This window comes from Enterobacter sp. HSTU-ASh6 (genome assembly GCF_026319105.1).
Taxonomy (GTDB): Bacteria; Pseudomonadota; Gammaproteobacteria; order Enterobacterales; family Enterobacteriaceae; genus Enterobacter; species Enterobacter sichuanensis.
The window spans coordinates 273,983-288,770 of record NZ_WSPD01000005.1 but is presented as its reverse complement, the minus strand read 5'-3'; the positions used below and the strand labels follow the sequence as shown (position 1 = coordinate 288,770).

The following is a 14,788-nucleotide window of genomic DNA, read 5'->3' as shown; positions in this document are numbered from 1 at the left end:
GGGGCTATCGCTTATTTCTGATAGATTTTTGACAGATCCTGGAACAGGTAGACCGGCTTCGGCTCTGCTTCCTGGGTGCCGCCGAAGCGCTTGTCCACCGCGACGGTCGCGTTGGTATAGGCAATCGGGTAGTAGGTCATGTCGTTTGCCACGGTCTGCTGAATTTGCTTGTAGATATCAGCCCGTTTCGCGGCGTCGGTTTCCACGGCGCCTTTATCCCACAGGGCATCGAACTGCGGATTTTTATAATGCGCATAATTATAGGCCTCGTTGCTCATGAACAGTGATTTGTAACCGTCCGGCTCTGAGCCCATGATGTAGCCGCCCAGGTTCAGCTCCCAGGCGGTGTTGTTCATGTCGAGACTGCGCTGAGACATAGCGTTGGAGTCCAGCGGCATCAGCTCCACGTTCACCCCAATGCCCTTCAGCGCCTGCTGAATGTAGAGCGCCATGCTCTCCTGGGTTTTGTTGGTGTTCACATACGCCAGGCGCAGCCTGAGGTTGTCCGGCGCGCCGGACGCTTTAAGCAGATCTTTGGCTTTTTGCAGATCGAATTTGTACTGTTCTACATCGTCCGTCTTGTAAAGCGTATCTGGCGTCAGGAACGAGGTCGCCGGTTTGGCGTAGTCCAGCGAGGTAAACGCGGTCTGGGTCAGCTCATCTTTGTTGATGGCGTAAGCAATGGCCTGACGCAGCGCCTTGCTCTTCATCACCGGCACGTTCTGGTTGAAGGTCATGTAGGCCAGACGCCCTTCCGGATAGACCACGAAGTCAAACTTACCGGTATTTTTCAGGCGGTTCACATCCTGCGGGTCCACCATCTTGAGGTTGATTTCACCGTTTTGCAGGGCAAGATTCGCGGCATTGCTGTCTTTGGCGAAACGGTAAGTCACGGAATCAAGCTTCGCTTTGCCGTTCCAGTAATCGTCAAAACGGGTCAGGGCGTAATACTGTCCGGCGCGGTACTCTTTAAATTTAAACGGCCCGGAGCCCACCGGCGCATCGTTTTTGCTGCTCTTTTCCAGGTCGCCTTCACCGGCGAACACGTGCTGCGGGATCGGGTAGATCTGCACCAGGGTGCCGGTAAAAGCCGCACTGACCTGCGGTAAGGTGAATTTAACGGTGCGGTCGTCAACCTTGCTTACCTGCACCGGCTTATCGCCGTAGGTGAACATGCTGCGGAAGAAGCTGTGCTGTTTGGCATCCAGCAGCTTATTGAACGTAAAGACCACGTCGTCCGCCGTCAGCGGCTGCCCGTCCTGCCATTTCAGGTTGGGTTTTAACGTGAGGGTGTAGCTCAGGTTATCGGCAGACGGCGTCAGGCTTTCTGCCAGGCCCCACTCAATTTTGCCGTTATTAAAGCTGTACAGCGGAGCATACAGCGCCTGCATGATGGTTAACGTTGTGCGGTCACTGGCATAGAGCGGATTAACGGCTAGCGGGTCGCCGGAGGTTATGCCGATAATAAGCGAACCGCCCTCTTTTGGCGCATCGTTTTTTGCCGCGGGGGACGTATTTGTCTCTTTATTTTTCGCATCATCACAGCCCGCCAGGCCTAACGCGAGCGAAACGACCACGGCCGATAACAGAAGCTTACGCATCTCACTAACTCCTTGCCTTATAAAGTGTTTATAACTGCATCTTTTATTTATGTTGAAGCATCATATGCAGCTTTATCTGTTTACGCATTAATTATGAAAATGCGATTTTCGATTAAGCTTATGCCGGATTTGTTATATATAAGCGCCGGAAGGAAGAGCGGCAGATCAATTACGCTCAGTTCGTTAAACGCTTCACAAATCTCCTGCTACACTGCCTCAACACATCACAAAAAAGGCAGGCCAACATGTCAGACAACACCTATCAGCCACCCAAAGTGTGGGAATGGAAAAAGAACAATGGCGGCGCGTTCGCCAATATCAACCGTCCCATTTCCGGCGCAACGCATGAGAAAGATCTGCCTGTCGGCTCTCACCCGCTACAGCTCTACTCACTGGGGACACCTAACGGCCAGAAAGTCACCATCATGCTCGAAGAGCTGCTGGCGCTGGGCGTGACGGGCGCGGAGTACGACGCGTGGTTGATCCGCATCGGCGAGGGCGATCAGTTCTCCAGCGGCTTCGTTGAAGTGAACCCGAACTCGAAAATACCGGCGCTTCGCGACCACTCCACGAACCCGCCAACGCGCGTATTTGAATCCGGCAATATCCTGCTCTATCTGGCAGAGAAATTTGGTCACTTCCTGCCAAAAGATCCGGCGGGACGCACCGAGACGCTGAACTGGCTGTTCTGGCTTCAGGGCGCGGCACCGTTCCTCGGCGGTGGTTTTGGCCACTTCTACAACTATGCGCCGGTGAAGATAGAGTACGCGATCGACCGCTTCACGATGGAAGCTAAACGCCTGTTCGACGTGCTGGATAAACAGCTGGCGCGCGGTCGCTACGTGGCGGGTGAGGAGTACACCATCGCGGACATCGCCATCTGGCCATGGTTCGGCTGCGTGGCGCTGGGCAGCGTGTACAACGCCGCCGAGTTCCTGGATGCAGAGAAGTACACCAACGTGCAGCGCTGGGCGAAAGACGTGGCGAACCGCCATGCCGTTAAGCGCGGACGTATCGTTAACCGCACCAGCGGCGAGCTGAACGAGCAGCTCCACGAACGCCACGCGGCGAGCGACTTTGATACGAATACCGAAGACAAGCGTCAGGCATGACGACTGGCCGGGCGGTTTACCGCCCGGCAGAACAGATCCCTGTTCAGGGCATGATTAGCCTAAAGGTTGGGCCGGTATTGCTGGCACTATCCGGGCGTGTTTCTTCCGCCAGACGGTGAGAAATGACGTATCAACCGACAGCAGTCACAAAGGATCTGTTATGAAACTGATTAAAACAACGCTGGTTATCAGCGCCCTCATTTTTTCCGCCTCGGGAATGGCTATCGACAAAACCGCCGCTGGCGCGGTAGCAGGCGCGGCAATTGGCGCGGCCACGGGTAAAGATCTGAAATCAACCGTTGGCGGTGCCGTGGTGGGCGCAGGCACCGGTGCCATGTTCAAAAACGGCGACAAAGGCAAAGCCGCACGTAAAGGCGGTGCCGTTGGTGCTGTTGTGGGTGCTGGCGCAGCTGCCGTGACGGGCAATAGCGTGCTGAAAGGCGCGGCTGTCGGCGCCGGTTCCGGCGCGCTGATCGGTGAAGCGACGCACTGATAAACGCCGTAATTCTCCCTTTCGAACCGGCATGATGAAGAAACCCAGCAATTACGCTGGGTTTTTGTCTTCTCTCATTATTGGTTTAATACAGTATATTTTCGCCTGATTAGGGAGGACGTGATGGCTATCAGTGAGAAAGACCTGCTTGAGGCAGGTTTCAGCCAAAGCGAAGTAGACAATTTACAGGCCCGACTCTCAGCAGCTGGAGGCACCCTGCAGCATCTCATCGATGCGCTCTCACGGCGCTTCCAGGTTTCGGTATGGCTCACGGTCGTGCTGGTTCTGGTTATGCTGGTCACCCTCATCGCGGGTAGCCGGACACACATTCTTTCCGGGAGCATGAGTTTCCCCATTATCCTGATCATTGCCTGGGTGACCTTTCCACCCGCTCTGGGCTGGAAAGCATTCCGCCTGCAGAGGACTCTTACCCGGAAGGCTCGATAGCCAGCAAATCAAGCGCCACGTTTGGAAAACGAAGCCCCACCCTGAACTATATACAAGCCCGTTCGAACAACCGACGCGCGGCAGGCGTTAGCCCTGACATATGAATACAGGCATGCACCATGCCCGGCAGCCGTTCACAGCGTACCGGTACTCCCGCCTCCTCAAGCCGCCGCGCATACGCTTCAGCCTCATCGCGCAGGGGATCATACTCACAACTCAGGATGGTTGCTGGCGGTACCCCCCTCAGCGAGGCCATACGCAGCGGCTCGGCATAAGGATGACGACGGTTTCCCAGATAGTTTTCCCAGCAAAACGCCATCGCATCACGCGTTAAAAAATAACCTTCAGCAAATTCACAATAGCTTTCGGTCGACATATCGCGACTTAACGCCGGGTAGAGCAGCAACTGATGCTCTATATGAGGTCCGCCACGATCACGGGCCAACAGCGTTGTCGCTGCAGCGAGGTTTCCGCCTGCACTGTCGCCGCCCACCGCCAGACGAGTGGCATCAATACCCAGAAGCGCGGCCTGTTCACTGGCCCAGCACAATGCCTGATAAACGTCTTCTAACGGCCTCGGGAAGGGGAACTCCGGCGCCAGACGGTAATCCACGGAGAGTATTTTCCGGCCAGTAGCATTCGCTAATGCCTGACAGGGTCGATCGTACAGTGACAGCGACCCCAGGCACCATCCGCCGCCATGAGCAAACAGCATTGCAGGCTGCGCGATTTCTGCCTTCGAGGCGGCAGGGGTATAGACGCGAAGTTCAATCTCGTAGCCATCATCGGCAATCACAACGTGATGTTGAATGGCGCCACCCGTTTCCTCCTCGCCCTGTAGCCGCAGCAATTCCACGTCGGTGGCGACACGCAGTTCGGCTAATGACGCCGGCTGCGGCGCGCCCGATGACGCAGCCAGAAAATCAGCAATATGTTTATCAAGCGGCATGATGTGCATCCTCTGAGAGGAATGGCACGATCAGCCCAATAAACGCCTCGTGACACTCTTCGGTAATAAAATGCCCGCAATCGGCCACCGTCTCACCACGCAGATCACGGGCATTGCCCTGCAGGGTTATCAGTGGTGCGTCGTGCGTGGCATGTTCGGCCCCCACCGTTAACACCGGCATGGTTAAAGGCGTTTGCGCGCGACGCTGGTTCTGCCGGATGGTCTCCGGGATAGCGCGATAATAGTCGAAACCCGCACGCAGCCCGCCGGGCGTCGAATAGGCGGTGATATACACCTCTGCTGCGACCCGTTCACGGCGATGCGACCAGCGGTCAAAAATATAGCTGAGATACTGTGATTCGCGCCCGCTGGTCAGGGTTTCGGGTAAATCCGCCAGCTGATTGAACATGAAGTGCCAGAGAAAGATATTCTCTTCCGGTGCGACAAAAATCGGCGGTGGCGGTGCCAGTCCAGGGATAACCGCTTCTGTCAGCACAAGCCGTTCTATCGCCTGTGGAAAATCGCTCGCCATGGCATAACCCACCCACATGCCGATATCGTGGCCCACGATGCTGTAATGTGAATGCCCCAGTTGCGCCATCATCGTATGCAGCGTGGCACCAACGCGTCCGGTGTCATAGCCGTCGCGCGGTTTGTCTGACTCCCCCATGCCTGGTGGATCAACCGCGATAGCCTTAAAACCTGCCGCTGCCAGCGCGCGCATGACATAGCGCCAGGTATACCAGGTCTGCGGCCAGCCCGGTATCAGTAATACCGGTTGACCTTCTCCCGCCACGACGCAATGGATGCGCTGTCCGTTCACTTTCGTATAGACGTGTTCTGCCCTGAGATCCGCATGCGCGATCTCACCGTATTGTTGTTCCATGGGGACTCCCTGTAATGTCGTGGCTTAGCGAATGCCGAGTAATGCGTTGATTTGTTGAGGGTTCACCGGCGCACCGGCGAAATCATCGAAGACTTTATCGGTGATGTGAATACTATGGTCGCGGATGAACGCAGCCCCTTCTCTGGCACCGTCCAGCGGATTTTTCAGACAGCATTCCCACTCGAGGGTTGCCCAGCCGGCATAATCGTATTGGGTCAGCTTTGAGAAAATAGCCCTGAAATCCACCTGACCGTCACCCAGTGAGCGAAAACGTCCTGCACGATCAACCCATGACTGATAGCCACCATAAATCCCCTGACGGCCGGTCGGATTGAATTCAGCGTCTTTGACGTGGAACATGTTGATCAGGTCCTTATAGATATCAATGAACTCCAGGTAGTTAAGCTGCTGGAGCACCATGTGGCTGGGGTCGAAAAGTATCCGGCAGCGGGGATGTTCTTTCACCCGCTGATAAAACATTTCAAACGTTATCCCATCATGCAGATCTTCACTCGGGTGGATCTCATAGCAGAGGTTTATGCCCTGCTCGTCACAGGCGTTGAGCACCGGCATCCAGCGTCTGGCCAGCTCGTCAAAGGCGGTTTCAATTAACCCTTCCGGACGCTGCGGGAACGGGAACAGATAGGGCCACGCCAGCGAGCCAGAGAAGGTACCCAGATCGCTGAGACCAAGCCGGGCAGAGGCCTTGACCGCCAGGAGCAGCTGCTGCCGCGCCCATTCGCCGCGGGCTTGTGCGTTGCCGTGTACTTCTGGCGGCGCAAAGCTGTCGCATAAGCTGTCGTAAGCAGGATGTACTGCCATCAGTTGGCCAAAAATATGACTGGTCAGTTCACTTATCACCAGGCCATGCTCTGCCAGCATACCGGTCAGATCGTCGCAGTAGGTCTGGCTTTCTGCCGCCGTCGCCACGTCGAAGAGACGGCGGTCCCATGCCGGAATTTGCAGAGCGCTAAAACCCGTTTGCGCCGCCCACCGGGCGATCGCGGGCAAATTATTAAAGGGGGCCGCATCATCGCTGAACTGAGCCAGATGGAGAGAGGGACCTTTGAGGGTTTTCATCGTATACTCCTATTGTTTGTCGATTGACAAACAATAGGAGTAAAGCCGGATAACCGCAAGCGAAAATTATAAATTCGTTGGTAATCCAGATGATTTAGGCGATCCTGTTGCACAGAATTCAGGACCAACCGGAGCAACAAAATGGCAGGCAGACCGCGCCAGTTCGATCGTGACCAAGCGCTTATCAAAGCGCGTAACCTGTTCTGGCGACAGGGTTATGAAGGCACCTCAATGTCGGACCTGGTGGCAGAACTGGGGATTGCATCGGCACGTATTTACAAGGCGTTCGGTTCAAAAGAGCAGCTCTTTCGGGAAGCTATCGCCGATTACGAAAAACAGGAAGGCGGTTTTGCGGATCGGGCCTTAGCTGCCGGGGGCAGCGTGCGGGATACCCTCCAGACGCTGTTAATGGATGCGGTTCACCTGTACTGCCATCCGGAATTGCCGCAAGGATGTATGGTGGTGGCCTCGGCAGCCAGCGTCAGTGCGGAAAATGAGACGATCAAAACCTGGCTGGCACAGCATCGCCTGCAGCGTACACAGCAGATCATCGACCGTCTCCATCTGGCAGTGCGTAACGGTGAATTGCCGGAGTCGACCGATGCCGAGAGTCTGGGAGACTATTTTGCCGTCTTTTTACATGGTTTGTCGGTGCAGGCCCGGGACGGAGTGCCGGAATCACGTTTGCAGGCGGCGGTTAAACAGGCGCTTAGCCTGCTGCCACATTCCTGAGTGAGAGGCTGAGAAAGGCCGCACACAACGGTTTCGTATTTTTGCGATCCGCTTTCAGAAATCACATCTTCCCCACTGTCACAACCCTGTAAACCGTTGCCTGTCGTAGCCTGAAGATAACAATGCATTTGCTTATCGTAAACTACAGGCTACAATAATGGCTAAGGTTAAACACTACATCACAGCTGACGGGTACGACCCGTTTGATGCATATCTGAGAAGTGTGAAAGATCCCATAGCAAAAGCCATGATTGCTACGCGTGTCGCCAGAATGTCAACGGGTAACTATGGTGATTGTAAACCATGCAGAGAGAGCGTTTCAGAGCTCAGAATTAACCAGGGGCCGGGTTACCGAGTCTATTTCAGCGAAGTCTCCGATCCGGCAGATGGCGCAGTAAGCCTGGTGCTATTGACTGGAACGAAAAAAAAGCAAAATGCAGATATAGAAAGAGCCGTTGAGTACCTCAACGACTACAAGCGCAGGATATAAGAGGAAATCGGAATGGCTAAATCAGTACTCCATGATGACGCAATGGTACAACTCCTGAAAGATTCTCCGGATTTCGCGCCCGTATATCTTCATCAGGCTTTTATAGAAATTGACGAGCCCGGAGGTTATGAGGCGTTCATGCTGGCTTTACGTCATGTGATTGAAGCCTCGGGCGGGATGACTGTCATTGCAAAACGTGCAGGTATTTCCCGCGAATCACTCTACAAATCACTTTCACCAAACGGTAATCCCTCATTTAAGCGTATCGCCGAAGTGGCATCTGCAACGGGATACCCGATTTCCCGAATTGCATCAGCAGGGTTAAACACACCCGCGTGAAAAGAAAGGCCGCACAGGGCGGCCTTTGCGCGTTAAGCCGTCAGGCGGAACTTCTGCACCGAACGCTGAAGATCTTCGGTCTGGCGCTCAAGCGCCGCCGCCGCCGCGGAAACCTCTTCCACCAGCGAGGCGTTTTGCTGGGTAACGCCGTCCATCTGGGTGATGGCGATACCGACCTGAGAAATGCCTTTGCTTTGCTCCTCTGAAGCCGACGCAATCTGCTTCATGATGGTGGTGACCTCTGTCACGTCACGCAAAATCGCATCCATGGTCGTGCCCGTGTCGCTCACCAGCTGCGCCCCCTGCTCCACACGGGAAACCGAATCGGCAATCAGCCCCTCAATCTCTTTCGCCGCGTTGGCGCTGCGGCTGGCCAGATTGCGGACTTCGCCTGCCACAACGGCAAAACCACGCCCCTGCTCGCCCGCGCGTGCCGCTTCAACCGCGGCGTTAAGCGCCAGGATATTGGTCTGGAAGGCGATGCTGTTGATGACGTTGGTGATTTCCGCAATTTTCTTCGAGCTTTCCGAGATCCCGCTCATGGTGGTGACCACCTCTTCCACCAGCGAGCCGCCGCGGCTGGCGGTGGTCGAGGCCACATCGGCCAGCTGGCTCGCCTGACGCGCGCTTTCGGCGTTCAGTTTCACCGTGGCGGTCAGTTGCTCCATGCTGGCCGCCGTCTCTTCCAGCGCCGCCGCCTGCTCTTCGGTACGGGAAGAGAGATCGTTGTTACCGCTGGAAATCTCCGTCGCCCCACGCCAGATATTCTCACTGCCGGAGCGGATGGTGCTGACCGCTTCGCGCAGGCTGTCCTGCATGGCGCTCAGCAGCGGCACCAGCTGTCCCACACAGTTGCGGCCAAACGGCTCAATAGGCTGGCTGAGATCGCCCTGGGCAATCTGGCGGAACTGCTGGCGAATGCGATCCAGCGGTTTGACCAGCATTGCCACCAGATAACGGTCGGTGAAGAGGAGGATCAGCAGGCCGATAATCGTGGCGACGATAATCACCGTCCGGGTCATGCTGGTCAGGCCGTCCACCACCACACGGGTGCTGTCGAGCGACGTCGCGGCGGCAGTGTTGAATGCCTCAGCCGCCGCACCGAACGCGCGGCTCAGCGGTGGGGTGACATTATTCGCCTGCTGACGATAGCCGTCCAGTGCGCCCTGTTTCGCCTGCTGCATTTGCGGGGTCACCCCCTGTTCGAGCAGCGCCTGCCAGGCGCCAATCACCCGGGATGAAACCTGCTCATCCATCGGGCCTGGGGAGATGGCTTTCATCTCGGCCAGTTTCTTGCCCATGTTATCCAGCGCCTGTTGGGCAGAGGCCAGATCCGGCGTGCCGCCTGCGGCTTTGACTTCCATTGCGCGGCTCAGACGGGTCACGAAGCGGAAATACTGATCGTTACCCTGGCTGAGTACCGTCATCTGTTTAACCAGCTGGCGGTCCACGTCATTGCCATCGGAAACGCGGGAAAGGGACCAGGTGCTGTACAGCCCAACCCCCGCCCACATTACACAAAAGATCCCGAGGATCGTCAGCATGACGAAACGTATTGTGAAATTACGGAGCATATTCATAAGTCTTCCTTGCCGTGAGGGTGAATTCGCCCAGAGGCGAGTGCTTCTCTCGTTATCGGCAGGAAAGAGGGAAATTATAACGTTTTGTGATCATTTTTAATTAGCGTGGCTTCACTGGTCACACAGCCACCGTTAACCCTTATCTTCGCGAGGAGTGATGTGATAAGTTCAGAATGAAAACGACGTTTCAAAAAATTATCGATAAGAAAAGGAGACATCATGACCTGGTACCCTGACGCTGCCCGCTATGAAACGATGCTCTACCGCCACTGCGGCAAGAGCGGCCTGCGCCTTCCTGCGCTGTCGCTGGGGCTGTGGCATAGCTTCGGCCACGTACAGCCTCTTGATGCCCAGCGCGCGCTGCTGCGCAAAGCCTTCGACCTCGGCATTACCCATTTCGATCTCGCCAACAACTACGGCCCGCCGGCGGGCAGTGCGGAAGAAAATTTTGGCCGTCTGCTGCGTGAGGATTTTGCCGCGTATCGCGACGAGCTGATTATCTCCACCAAGGCGGGTTACGACATGTGGCCGGGGCCTTACGGTTCGGGCGGTTCGCGCAAGTATCTGCTCGCCAGTCTCGACCAAAGCCTGAAGCGGATGGGCGTGGAGTATGTGGACATTTTCTACTCCCACCGGGTGGATGAAAACACGCCGATGGAAGAGACTGCCGCTGCGCTGGCCCATGCCGTGCAGAGCGGTAAAGCGCTGTACGTCGGGATTTCGTCCTATTCAACCGAGCGCACCCGGAAAATGGCTGACCTGCTTCGCGAGTGGAAAATCCCGCTGCTTATTCATCAGCCCTCCTATAACCTGCTCAACCGCTGGGTCGATCATACTGGCCTGCTGGATACGCTTGAGAAAAACGGGACGGGCTGTATCGCCTTTACCCCGCTGGCACAGGGGCTGCTCACCGGAAAATACCTGAACGGTATTCCTGACGGTTCACGCATGCAGCGCGAAGGAAACAAAGTGCGCGGACTGACGCAGAAGATGCTGACCGAAGCGAATCTGAACAGCCTGCGCTTGCTGAATGAGATGGCGCAGGCACGCGGTCAGACAATGGCGCAGATGGCGCTGAGCTGGCTACTGAAAGATGAACGCGTGACGTCCGTACTCATTGGCGCAAGCCGTCCGGAGCAGATAGAGGAGAACGTGCGGGCGCTGGATAATCTGCACTTTAGCCCGGATGAGCTGGAAAGAATTGATCGGCATGTTGCGGATGGGGAGTTGAATCTTTGGCAGGCGTCGTCGGAGAAATAGTGCGGTCTGTTGCCTTCCCCCCCCTCACCCTAACCCTCTCCCCAAAGGGGCGAGGGGACTGCTCGGTGCGGCCTTTCTCCCTCTCCCCTTTGGGGAGAGGGCGGGGTGAGGGGTAAGGTGAATTTTACTTCTTACTGATCTTATCCAGATACCCCATCACAAACGCCGACAGTACAAACGTCAGATGGATAATCACATACCACATCAGTTTGTTATCCGGGACGTTCTTTGCGTCCATAAACACGCGTAACAGGTGGATAGAGGAGATCGCCACAATCGAGGCGGCCACTTTATTCTTCAACGACGAGGCATCCATTTTGCCCAGCCAGTTCAGTTTTTCTTTTCGCTCATCGATATCCAGCTGAGAGACGAAATTTTCATAGCCGGAGAACATCACCATCACCAGCAGTCCACCCACCAGCGTCATGTCCACCAGCGACAGCAGAACCAGAATTAAATCTGCTTCGGCGATGGAAAAAATGTTCGGCAGAACATGCAGGATTTCCTGAAAGAACTTAATCGTCAGCGCGATAAGGGCCAGCGAAAGGCCAAAATAGACGGGGGCCAGTATCCAGCGAGAGGCGTACATGGCGTTTTCAAAAAAGCGTTCCATAAAGTCCTGTTTGCAAAAGAAACCAGCGCCCAGTATAGCTCAACGGCGCTGACTGTTTGCAATAGCTAACCAGAACGTCACTCAGACGTTGTCGGGGTTAACCTCAGGACGGGCATATTCCGGCCAGACCAGCGCCACCAGCTCCGGGTAGGCTTCCAGACTGAACTCACGAAAACACTGGCGCAAATTTAATACGTCCAGGTCGGAATAAGAGACCTTCTCACCGTTAAGGCAGCGCTTTTTGATATTGTCGTAATATTTATACACGGCTGAATTGAGGTCGCTACAGCGACGCTGAGCCTCAAACAGTCCGGGCGTGTCATTAATTTCCGACATTTTCATACGCTTAATTGTTGCGTGTAAAAAATCGATATATTCATGGTTGACCCGCCAGTACCAGACAGGCGTAACAGAGTTCATCAAAACAGAGAAATGGTCTTCACCTTCCTCTTTTGTCATGCGTTCCGGTTGCGGGGGTTCACTGGTGTCGTTCGACACTTTCGTTTTATTGAACTCCTGCATCAATAAAAGAACACCAGCGGTCAGTAATAGTAATGTGATGACCGTAAAAAAGATGCTGTTCATGGGTTGGCTCCATTTTTTTTGATTTTAAATTTGCCTCATGATATTGTCAACGAATCTCACGCCTTTACCAACCCCACCCTGTTGAAATTAAAGGAAATTAAAAATGCTGCCCGACTATCTCGTCCCGGCTAAGTACCACATTACGCCTGTGGAACAGCAACCGATGGAAGCAGAAAAAGAGGCCAGTTTCACTCAGGGGAAAAGAAAGCTCTCTGATTTCGAGCCTGATATATTAATTGGTGTTTCCGACAGCGGCAAATCCCGTAATATGTTGCTGGAAGAGCACGATCGCCATATAAAAGACCGCTTATTTCGTGCCATGAAAATTGAAGCCTTCGTCCATCTACTGAATGACCTGCAGGCCGAAGGTGAAATAGATGCCCAAAAATTAAGCCAGATAATGGCCGAGAAAACCAAAGCAATTAATGAAGCGGGCAATGAAATTTGGCTTAATCTAATTACACGCGAAAAAAACAACCCTATTTTTTATACCCTGGGGGAAGATTAACGTGAAAGAAATTAAGAACAATGACGTTTATTTGACTTTAGATGATAAAAAAAGTGATGAATTTATCTTAAAGCAAAATCTCGATGCACTGAGAAAATCAAAAAATGACGAGATGACACGTATTACGCAAGACCTGGTCTCGATCCCGGCAGCACTGGTTCGACTGAAATGGCAGAACCGGCGCGATATTTATCCGTTACAGGTAAAGGAAGAGATTTACGGTGCAGTGATGAATGCCATTATCGAACAGCGACCGGAGCTCAAAGAGAAGCTTCTTGGACGCCTTGAAGCCAACTATCAGTATCTGCTTGCCAGAGAAATCGCCACCCTGCGCCTGACACGTAAACTGGCAGACGGCGAGTACCGCACCTCAAACGTGACCTGCGTTGCGCTTGATGAGGACGCGCTGGCGTCTGGCAGCAGCGCCCCCACCGAACCTCTACGCTAATTAAATCTGAATACGGCAATCGCCTCTTTTAACTGACTTGTCTGCTGCCGCTGTGCTTCAGCCACCTGCAGGGTCTGCGCAACGTGGCGCACATTCTCCTGTACGCTGGCATCAATGCTGGCAATGCTGTCGTTCATTTGTGCGATGCTCGCCCGCTGCTGCTCACTCATCTGTGAGAGCTCTTCCAGCAAAGAGCGAAGCCCTTCGATACTCTCAATGATCGACTTCATCGTTAGCCCCGCGTGCTCAACCTGCTCGACCCCGTGCTGAGTGGTCGCCTGCGCCGCCGTAAGCAGCTGGCGGATCTCTTTTGCGGCCTCTTCGCTACGTTGCGCCAGGACGCGCACTTCGGAGGCGACCACCGCGAAACCTTTGCCATGCTCGCCCGCTCTGGCAGCCTCGACCGAGGCGTTAAGCGACAAAATATTGGTCTGGAAGGCAATGCCGTCGATCAGTTCCAGAATGGCGTAAATACGCTGCGACTCCTCGCGAATCTGCTCCATTGCCGCCATCGCCTGCCGTACGTTATTTCCCCCCTGCTCCGCCACGTGGCTGGTGCTGAATGCCACCTCTCTGACCTGGCTGGCTTTTTCACTGGTCAGGGTGGCGACAGCTCGTAGCTGTTCCATCGCGCTGGCCGCCGTTGCCAGCGAGTTTGCCTGGTGATCGGTACGCTCTGACAGCGCACTGTTACGCTGGCCTAATGTGCGGGAGGCTTCCAGCAGCTGGCCAATATTGGCGCTGACCTGCTCAAGCGTGGCGCGCATGGTGCCCAGCGTCAGGCTAAAGGTACGGGCGAAGGGCGACCCGGCGGGCGCGGCATCGACGGCGAGCGTCAGATAACCCGGCTCGCGGTTAATGACCCCGGCGAGTGCGGCCACCTCGCTCGCCGAGCGGGCGTCCTGCTCCATGCGCACCGCCAGCAGGATCAGGATCGCCGTCTGGACTACCACAAACAGGGCGTGAAAAACCACCATATGAAAACCGGTGTGCATAAACACCACCACGCCATACAGGTCGTGCTCCTGCAAATAGTTAAAGACCAGATGGTGTATAGCGATGACCGCAGCCCCCATCAACAGCGGTCGCCAGTCGCGCCAGGCAAGCAGCGCGGAGAGGAGGACGAAAACAGAGAAGTGATATTCGGTTTCCCCGTGCCCCAGATGGATCAGCAGCGCGGAAAAGGCCATCAGCACAAACGCCGAGCTCAGACGAAGCAGCAGCGCGCCGGGAAACAGCAGTGTGAGCACCGACGATAAACACGCCAGCGCAGTCGCCACGATGGCGCCCTGCACCACATTCTCATTGAGATAGCCCACGGCCAGTGAGATGCCCCAGAGTGACCAGATGAGCACCAGTATTAGCCTGTCGGCGCGGCGGCGTATGGAAGAAAGGGAAATCAGATCGTTTTGATGCGCGTGCGGATAGAGCCATGTCATCGTAGGCATACGGAGTCTCTTGCTGTGCAGGTGAAAAAGATCCTTCGAAGAAGGTCTGTTTTTATTATCTTTTTTAAGCGTAGCGGGGATATTACGCGACGCCAGTACAACAAAAGATAGCGTTAAATGACGCAGCCGAATATTGATATTTGCTTAACAATCAAGAGATTATTAATGATGGCTTTATTGATAAATAAATATGATGTGTGGGGAAATACGGCAGAAA

General features: G+C 54.8%; 17 protein-coding genes. 9 read left to right on the top strand and 8 right to left on the bottom strand.

Translation table 11 applies throughout. From position 1 onward, the window contains the following. Positions 1-11 precede the first annotated feature (11 nt). A complete protein-coding gene (locus GM298_RS08640) occupies positions 12-1,601 on the bottom strand; it encodes an ABC transporter substrate-binding protein (protein WP_266153948.1) in 1,590 nt (529 codons plus the stop codon). 245 nt (positions 1,602-1,846) lie between these two features. Between GM298_RS08640 and yghU the strand changes: the two genes are divergently transcribed. The 3 genes from yghU to GM298_RS08625 all read left to right on the top strand — a co-directional run bounded on the left by yghU (position 1,847) and on the right by GM298_RS08625 (position 3,653). Then, entirely contained in the window at positions 1,847-2,713 is an 867-nt protein-coding gene (gene yghU / locus GM298_RS08635; RefSeq protein WP_025759785.1) for a glutathione-dependent disulfide-bond oxidoreductase, read from the top strand. 160 nt (positions 2,714-2,873) lie between these two features. Then, positions 2,874-3,206: a glycine zipper domain-containing protein gene (locus tag GM298_RS08630; RefSeq protein ID WP_045286656.1), complete on the top strand. Its 333-nt coding sequence runs from the start codon at positions 2,874-2,876 to the stop codon at positions 3,204-3,206. A gap of 123 nt (positions 3,207-3,329) precedes the next feature. Then, complete coding sequence (locus GM298_RS08625) at positions 3,330-3,653, top strand: hypothetical protein (RefSeq protein ID WP_266153946.1); 324 nt, start codon at positions 3,330-3,332, stop codon at positions 3,651-3,653. Positions 3,654-3,699: 46 nt separating this feature from the next. On the opposite strand, the gene GM298_RS08620 is transcribed toward GM298_RS08625, so the two are convergent. Genes GM298_RS08620 through GM298_RS08610 form a run of 3 tightly spaced genes read right to left on the bottom strand, consistent with a single transcriptional unit; the run spans position 3,700 to position 6,568 of the window. Continuing rightward, entirely contained in the window at positions 3,700-4,602 is a 903-nt protein-coding gene (locus GM298_RS08620) for an alpha/beta hydrolase (protein ID WP_262783744.1), read from the bottom strand. Beyond that, complete coding sequence (locus tag GM298_RS08615) at positions 4,592-5,488, bottom strand: alpha/beta fold hydrolase (RefSeq protein ID WP_266153944.1); 897 nt, start codon at positions 5,486-5,488, stop codon at positions 4,592-4,594. Before GM298_RS08615 ends, GM298_RS08620 begins: the two co-directional genes overlap by 11 nt. A 24-nt stretch (positions 5,489-5,512) precedes the next feature. Then, the gene (locus GM298_RS08610) at positions 5,513-6,568 is read right to left on the bottom strand and encodes a sugar phosphate isomerase/epimerase family protein (RefSeq protein ID WP_266153943.1); all 1,056 of its coding nucleotides are present in this window, start codon (positions 6,566-6,568) and stop codon (positions 5,513-5,515) included. Positions 6,569-6,709: 141 nt separating this feature from the next. On the opposite strand from GM298_RS08610, the gene GM298_RS08605 reads away from it, so the two are divergent. From GM298_RS08605 to GM298_RS08595, 3 genes are all read left to right on the top strand, one after another. Continuing rightward, a complete protein-coding gene (locus GM298_RS08605; protein ID WP_025759777.1) occupies positions 6,710-7,300 on the top strand; it encodes a TetR/AcrR family transcriptional regulator in 591 nt (196 codons plus the stop codon). 157 nt (positions 7,301-7,457) lie between these two features. Beyond that, positions 7,458-7,790 (top strand): type II toxin-antitoxin system RelE/ParE family toxin, encoded by a 333-nt coding sequence (locus tag GM298_RS08600; protein WP_025759776.1) that lies wholly within the window; start codon positions 7,458-7,460, stop codon positions 7,788-7,790. A 12-nt stretch (positions 7,791-7,802) separates the two neighbouring features. After that, on the top strand, positions 7,803-8,129 hold the full coding sequence (locus tag GM298_RS08595; RefSeq protein ID WP_032672665.1) for a DNA-binding protein: 327 nt from the start codon (positions 7,803-7,805) through the stop codon (positions 8,127-8,129). A 32-nt stretch (positions 8,130-8,161) separates the two neighbouring features. On the opposite strand, the gene GM298_RS08590 is transcribed toward GM298_RS08595, so the two are convergent. Beyond that, positions 8,162-9,709: a methyl-accepting chemotaxis protein gene (locus GM298_RS08590; protein ID WP_025759773.1), complete on the bottom strand. Its 1,548-nt coding sequence runs from the start codon at positions 9,707-9,709 to the stop codon at positions 8,162-8,164. A gap of 219 nt (positions 9,710-9,928) precedes the next feature. Between GM298_RS08590 and GM298_RS08585 the strand changes: the two genes are divergently transcribed. Continuing rightward, positions 9,929-10,969, top strand: coding sequence for an aldo/keto reductase (locus tag GM298_RS08585; RefSeq protein ID WP_025759772.1), 1,041 nt, complete (start codon positions 9,929-9,931; stop codon positions 10,967-10,969). A 124-nt stretch (positions 10,970-11,093) separates the two neighbouring features. Here the strand turns inward: GM298_RS08585 and GM298_RS08580 are convergent, their stop codons facing one another. Together GM298_RS08580 and GM298_RS08575 are read right to left on the bottom strand one after the other, a co-directional pair. Further along, positions 11,094-11,582, bottom strand: coding sequence for a TIGR00645 family protein (locus GM298_RS08580; protein ID WP_014171606.1), 489 nt, complete (start codon positions 11,580-11,582; stop codon positions 11,094-11,096). Between the two features lie 81 nt (positions 11,583-11,663). Beyond that, positions 11,664-12,167, bottom strand: coding sequence for an ESA_00282 family adhesion-associated protein (locus GM298_RS08575; protein ID WP_025758470.1), 504 nt, complete (start codon positions 12,165-12,167; stop codon positions 11,664-11,666). A 103-nt stretch (positions 12,168-12,270) separates the two neighbouring features. Between GM298_RS08575 and GM298_RS08570 the strand changes: the two genes are divergently transcribed. Both GM298_RS08570 and GM298_RS08565 read left to right on the top strand, forming a co-directional pair. After that, on the top strand, positions 12,271-12,675 hold the full coding sequence (locus GM298_RS08570; protein WP_025758471.1) for a hypothetical protein: 405 nt from the start codon (positions 12,271-12,273) through the stop codon (positions 12,673-12,675). 1 nt (position 12,676) lies between these two features. After that, positions 12,677-13,123: a cytoplasmic protein gene (locus GM298_RS08565; RefSeq protein WP_262747561.1), complete on the top strand. Its 447-nt coding sequence runs from the start codon at positions 12,677-12,679 to the stop codon at positions 13,121-13,123. Here GM298_RS08565 and GM298_RS08560 read toward each other — a convergent pair. Further along, positions 13,120-14,571 (bottom strand): methyl-accepting chemotaxis protein, encoded by a 1,452-nt coding sequence (locus GM298_RS08560; protein WP_095450199.1) that lies wholly within the window; start codon positions 14,569-14,571, stop codon positions 13,120-13,122. The two genes, GM298_RS08565 and GM298_RS08560, sit on opposite strands and share 4 nt — an antisense overlap. Between the last annotated feature and the right edge of the window lie 217 nt (positions 14,572-14,788).

What these genes read in the sequence shown, in the direction of transcription:
- GM298_RS08640 (WP_266153948.1), bottom strand. Translation starts at nt 1,601, where the DNA reads ATGCGTAAGCTTCTGTTATCGGCCGTGGTCGTTTCGCTCGCGTTAGGC.
- yghU (WP_025759785.1), top strand. Translation starts at nt 1,847, where the DNA reads ATGTCAGACAACACCTATCAGCCACCCAAAGTGTGGGAATGGAAAAAG.
- GM298_RS08630 (WP_045286656.1), top strand. Translation starts at nt 2,874, where the DNA reads ATGAAACTGATTAAAACAACGCTGGTTATCAGCGCCCTCATTTTTTCC.
- GM298_RS08625 (WP_266153946.1), top strand. Translation starts at nt 3,330, where the DNA reads ATGGCTATCAGTGAGAAAGACCTGCTTGAGGCAGGTTTCAGCCAAAGC.
- GM298_RS08620 (WP_262783744.1), bottom strand. Translation starts at nt 4,602, where the DNA reads ATGCCGCTTGATAAACATATTGCTGATTTTCTGGCTGCGTCATCGGGC.
- GM298_RS08615 (WP_266153944.1), bottom strand. Translation starts at nt 5,488, where the DNA reads ATGGAACAACAATACGGTGAGATCGCGCATGCGGATCTCAGGGCAGAA.
- GM298_RS08610 (WP_266153943.1), bottom strand. Translation starts at nt 6,568, where the DNA reads ATGAAAACCCTCAAAGGTCCCTCTCTCCATCTGGCTCAGTTCAGCGAT.
- GM298_RS08605 (WP_025759777.1), top strand. Translation starts at nt 6,710, where the DNA reads ATGGCAGGCAGACCGCGCCAGTTCGATCGTGACCAAGCGCTTATCAAA.
- GM298_RS08600 (WP_025759776.1), top strand. Translation starts at nt 7,458, where the DNA reads ATGGCTAAGGTTAAACACTACATCACAGCTGACGGGTACGACCCGTTT.
- GM298_RS08595 (WP_032672665.1), top strand. Translation starts at nt 7,803, where the DNA reads ATGGCTAAATCAGTACTCCATGATGACGCAATGGTACAACTCCTGAAA.
- GM298_RS08590 (WP_025759773.1), bottom strand. Translation starts at nt 9,709, where the DNA reads ATGAATATGCTCCGTAATTTCACAATACGTTTCGTCATGCTGACGATC.
- GM298_RS08585 (WP_025759772.1), top strand. Translation starts at nt 9,929, where the DNA reads ATGACCTGGTACCCTGACGCTGCCCGCTATGAAACGATGCTCTACCGC.
- GM298_RS08580 (WP_014171606.1), bottom strand. Translation starts at nt 11,582, where the DNA reads ATGGAACGCTTTTTTGAAAACGCCATGTACGCCTCTCGCTGGATACTG.
- GM298_RS08575 (WP_025758470.1), bottom strand. Translation starts at nt 12,167, where the DNA reads ATGAACAGCATCTTTTTTACGGTCATCACATTACTATTACTGACCGCT.
- GM298_RS08570 (WP_025758471.1), top strand. Translation starts at nt 12,271, where the DNA reads ATGCTGCCCGACTATCTCGTCCCGGCTAAGTACCACATTACGCCTGTG.
- GM298_RS08560 (WP_095450199.1), bottom strand. Translation starts at nt 14,571, where the DNA reads ATGCCTACGATGACATGGCTCTATCCGCACGCGCATCAAAACGATCTG.